This is a genomic window from Peptidiphaga sp., from assembly GCF_057238965.1.
This window is the reverse complement of record NZ_DBHHEV010000096.1, coordinates 1-4463: the sequence shown is the minus strand read 5'-3', so window position 1 is coordinate 4463 and position 4463 is coordinate 1. Positions and strand designations below refer to the sequence as shown.

6 protein-coding genes are annotated in these 4463 nt (G+C 64.0%); 3 read left to right on the top strand and 3 right to left on the bottom strand.

Translation table 11 applies throughout. From position 1 onward, the window contains the following. On the bottom strand, nucleotides 1–424 hold a 424-nt coding region (locus ACO48X_RS09745), incomplete at its 3' end, for a LexA family protein (RefSeq protein WP_485001896.1). 60 nt (nucleotides 425–484) lie between these two features. Further along, nucleotides 485–1099, bottom strand: coding sequence for a hypothetical protein (locus ACO48X_RS09740; RefSeq protein WP_485001895.1), 615 nt, complete (start codon nucleotides 1097–1099; stop codon nucleotides 485–487). Between the two features lie 265 nt (nucleotides 1100–1364). On the opposite strand from ACO48X_RS09740, the gene nrdR reads away from it, so the two are divergent. The 3 genes from nrdR (at nucleotide 1365) to ACO48X_RS09725 (ending at nucleotide 3408) form a co-directional block, all read left to right on the top strand. Then, complete coding sequence (nrdR, locus tag ACO48X_RS09735; RefSeq protein WP_485001894.1) at nucleotides 1365–1826, top strand: transcriptional regulator NrdR; 462 nt, start codon at nucleotides 1365–1367, stop codon at nucleotides 1824–1826. Continuing rightward, the gene (locus ACO48X_RS09730; RefSeq protein WP_485001893.1) at nucleotides 1823–2845 is read left to right on the top strand and encodes a S66 family peptidase; all 1023 of its coding nucleotides are present in this window, start codon (nucleotides 1823–1825) and stop codon (nucleotides 2843–2845) included. Before nrdR ends, ACO48X_RS09730 begins: the two co-directional genes overlap by 4 nt. 110 nt (nucleotides 2846–2955) lie before the next feature. Beyond that, nucleotides 2956–3408: a hypothetical protein gene (locus ACO48X_RS09725; protein WP_485001892.1), complete on the top strand. Its 453-nt coding sequence runs from the start codon at nucleotides 2956–2958 to the stop codon at nucleotides 3406–3408. Nucleotides 3409–3600: 192 nt separating this feature from the next. Here ACO48X_RS09725 and ACO48X_RS09720 read toward each other — a convergent pair. Then, nucleotides 3601–4463 (bottom strand): AMP-binding enzyme (locus ACO48X_RS09720; protein ID WP_485001891.1); only part of this gene is annotated, 863 nt, incomplete at its 5' end.

The window sequence follows — 4463 nt, the reverse complement described above, 5'->3', positions numbered from 1 at the left end:
AGGGGAGAACCTCCTCGACCACCTGGTCGGCCAATATCGGCGATCCCGCCGCGATGCGCCCGACAACCGGGACGTTGACCGAGGGGTCGACGTGGAAGTCCTCCGCGGACGTCTTCGGCTCCTCTGCCGCCGCACCCCTCGGAACGCCGGCGCTCGTGTAATCGGCGTAAAGCCTGCGGTGGGTGTTCTCCAAGCCCAGCTCGGTCAAGAGAATCGTGCGCGGACGCCTGGGGTCGCGCACGATGTACCCCTTGTCTTCGAGAGCGTCGAGCTGGTATTTGACCGACGACGTCGACGAAAAGCCGCAGCGGTCGGCGATTTCCCGAATGGTCGGGGCGTAGCGGTTCTTGAGCAGCTCCGAGCGAAGGGCGTTGAGCACTTCCTTCTGACGTTCAGTCAGGGCTGTTCGGCGTCTGACCATCATCACCTCCGGTGAAAGCCCCAAAAAAGTGTCGGAGGGGCGCGATTGACTTATGTCATCAGCCTACCGGCAACGATACGAAAGGGCAAACATTTGTTCAGGGAAAGCGTTCGAGCGACAAGACTGGACAAGTGTTCGATCGCTCGCTATCGTGTATAAACACATGTTCGATGAACGAAAGTTCGAGGTGAAGGTATGAGCGTTCTGCGGATTCCGGCAGACGGCGAACCGAAGCAGGCGGCTCAGCGCGGGAAAGGCGCTCGGCGGTTGAAAGCCGTCGGTCCGAATGTTCGGCGATGCTGCGAGGATGCGCGCGGCAATCGCTTCGATCGCACCTTGCGCGACGGCGAACGGTCGGAGCGGGCATTGCCGGGTCCGCGCCTTCGGGTTGTTCCCACCGCGGCTACGCCCGACGAAGGCAAAGTCGGCGATGCGAAAGCCCAGTCGGCCGGCCGTCTCGCCCTGCTTCGCGAAGGACGCAGTCCCCGCGTAGCGACGCCCCCGCGGCGTGGGAACAAAAAGGCGCCAGCGGGCAGCGGGTCTTTGGCTCCTAGGGCGTTTGGCGCGCGAGCGCTTCGAGCCGCCTTCGCCGCTCTCGCCTGCACGGCCGTGGTCGTCATGGGCCTCGTCGTGGGAAGTCTTTTGCTTCCCGCCGAACGGCAAACGGTTGTCGTTCAATCGGGGGACACGCTGTGGGCGATCGCCGCCCGAATCGACGGCGCCCCCAGCACTCCAAGGGCGGTCACGGATATCGCACAGTTGAATTCTTTGGGTTCGCGCGACGTGAAACCCGGACAGAAGCTTGTGTTGCCCCATTACCGATGAGCTAGTCCCCGGACCGGGGTAGGGGAAGCCTCGGTCCGGGGGCCGTCGATAGACAGATTTGGCGGCTATTCGGCACGAATGTTTGCCGCACTGGCGCGCGCGCGATTAATGTTGAAGAATGCGGTGCCCTTTCTGTCGACATCCAGAGTCTCGCGTGATCGACTCGCGCGCCAGCGATGACGGTCAGGCGATTAGGCGGCGCCGTCAGTGCCCTCAGTGCAATCGACGATTCACGACGATCGAAACGGCGAGTCTTCAGGTGATCAAGCGGTCGGGCGCCTACGAGCCTTTCTCCAGAGAGAAGATCATAAGCGGGGTGGGAAAGGCTTGCCAGGGCCGCCCTGTAAGCGAAGACGACCTGGCGAGGCTCGCCCAGCTGGTCGAGGAGCGAATTCGGGCCAACGGGGCTTCGCAGATAGAGGCGCACGAGATCGGCTTGACGATCCTCGAGCCGCTGCGCGAACTCGACACGATCGCGTACCTGCGTTTTGCGTCGGTCTATTCGAACTACGATTCGTTGGACGATTTCGAGAATGCAATCCGCGAACTGCGCGAGAATCCGCCGGAGTCCCTCAAATGAAGCTGCGTTTCCCCAAGCCCCTCGACCCTGGCGACACAGTGGCCGTCACGTCGCCGTCGGGCGGTGTGCCTCCCGCCTTGAAGCCCAGGCTGGAGTTTGCCGTGGAAACCGTGCGCTCCCGAGGATTTGAGGTTCTTATCGGCGAGTGCATGGACGGAAACGGGGCCACGTCCGCGCCCGCCCGGGAACGTGCGCGGGAATTGCAGGATTTCCTTCTCGATCCGGAGATTCGCGCCGTCATTCCGCCGTGGGGCGGTGAGTTGGCCATCGATCTTATACCCTGTCTCGATTGGCAGGCCCTGGCCGAGGCCGAGCCGACGTGGGTCATCGGTTATTCAGACATTTCAACCCTTCTTTTGCCGCTCACCTTGAATGCCGGCGTCGCCACCGTGCACGGAAACAGCCTCCTTGACACGCCGTTCGCGGTGCCTGAAGGCCTCGTCGGCTGGATGGACGTCGTTTCGCTTCCCCGGGGAGCCTCGTTCACTCAGGACGCTCCCGACAAATACCGTGAAGGTTACGTTCTTTACGAGACGTTTCCCGAAGTTGCAGAGTTCGAGCTTACGGAAGAAGCCTATTGGGTGCGGCTCGACGACGCGGGAGACGTGCGCGTGCGGGGCAGGCTCATCGGCGGATGCATCGAGACTCTGGGAAACCTGGCCGGAACGCCGTTCGGCAGGGTGTCCGAACTCGCCCGCTCCACCGGGGATCCGCTCATCGTATACGTCGAAGCGGCCAACGCGGACGCGTACGAGGTGTGCAGAACGCTCCACGGGATGCGCCTGGCGGGCTTCTTCGAATCTGCGGCCGCCGTTCTCGTTGGACGGACGAATGCCACGGATTGCGCGGACATGAACCAGTACGACGCCGTCATCGACGCTTTGGGCGGCCTGGGCGTACCGATCATTGCCGACGTCGAATGCGGCCACGTCGCCCCGTTCATGCCTCTCGTGAACGGCGCGACGGCCGAGGTCGTCGCCACCGAGACGCAGTCGCAGATTCGGCAAACCTTGGCGTGATGATCTGAGCCGCTCAGGCGGGGATGCGCTCTCCGCCGTTTTCCAGCGTGCGGATGCGGCGAGCTGGACCGGACGGCAAGGCGTTCACCGCTATAGCGGCGAGTCCCGAAGTGAGGGCGTTCGCTCAGTTGGCCCGCAGCCAGTCGACCGAGGTCGATCTGCTCGCGGGCAGCATCGGCGCCTGCTTCTCCCTGTGCGACACGCCCGCCGGTACGTTCGAGTGCGCTTGGCCGGTGTCGCCGCTCATCGACCTTGAACGCTATATCCGGGGAATGATGGCCGAGTACTCGGTGACCGATGAGCGGCTGGAGACAGAGACGGTGATCGACACGCCCCAAGCGGTGCTCGAATGGCCGTGCTTACTCTTCGTCGAGGAGCAACCCGCGAGACTGGCCATTCCCCGGTGGGCGACCAGGATGAAGTGGTCCCCTTCTCCATCCTCAGCCAGTTCGTCGACGTGCCCGGGGCGAGCTCGTCCAGATCGAGGGCGGCCCGCACTTCCTTGGCCGGCCCCACACCTCGACACGGTGGTTGCGTGGTTCGAGGAACGCTATCCGGCCTGACCGACCGTTCGGCGGCAGCCTGCCCCAGAAGAATCTGTAGCCAGCCTCAGAAGAATTTGCAGCCTGCCCTGAAAGATTTTGTTGGCATGACGGCGGCACCGGTCGCCGACTGATCTCGGATGCTCCGGCTGACCTCGGTTAGGCCACCTGATCTCGGACGCTCCGGCTGGTTCTGTTGCGCCGGCTGGCCTCCTACGCCGGCTGGCCGCCCGCGTCGGGGCCGATCCGATTGCCTTTGTCCGGCGAGTTCTGCTGAGTCTTGGACGAGAGCCACGCCTTCAGGCCTTCGATGCTGAAATTCTCGGCGAACCAGGCGCGGACGGAATCTGGCGAGGGAGTGCGCTCGGCGAATCGCGAGCGCAGCCCTTCCAGACTCTCGCCTTTGGACGCGAGCCAGTCGCTCAGCTGCTCGCGAGTCACCGAGTACTGCTCTTGGAGCCGGGAGACGAAAGCCTCGAACGCCTCGCCGGTCGCCCCTGTGAGCTCCGAGGCCTTCGCGCGCCACTGGCCTGCCTTCAATTCGAAGCCCTGCAATTGTTCGCGGACGCTTCGCCGAAGGACCTTGCCGAGCTGCGAACGGGGCAGGTCTGCCACAACGGCTATCGACCGCGGCATCGCGTAATGGGAAAGCTTGTCCTGGGTCCAGCGCCTGACGGCGTCGAGGTCGACGGCCGCCCCAGGCTCGAGCACAAGGGCGGCGACAACGGATTCTCCGCGCGAATCCCGCGAATCTTCGGGCATTCCGACGACGGCGACGTCGCGCACTCCCGGCATCCCCTTGATCGCCTCTTCGACCTGCGACGGATAGACGTTGAAACCGCCGTTGATGATGAGCTCCTTTGCCCTGTCCGCCATCACGAGGAAGCCGTCGTCCCAGTATCCCAAGTCGCCCGTGCGGAGCCAGCCGTCTTCCGTGAAGGCCTGGGCCGTCTCCTCGGGATCGTTGTGGTAGCCGACGAAGATCTGAGGGCCGCGGACCAAAATTTCGCCGGTGCGTCCATTCGCCGGGGCGGGCGCGTCGTCCGGGGCGGCTATGCGCACCTCAGTGGAGGGGA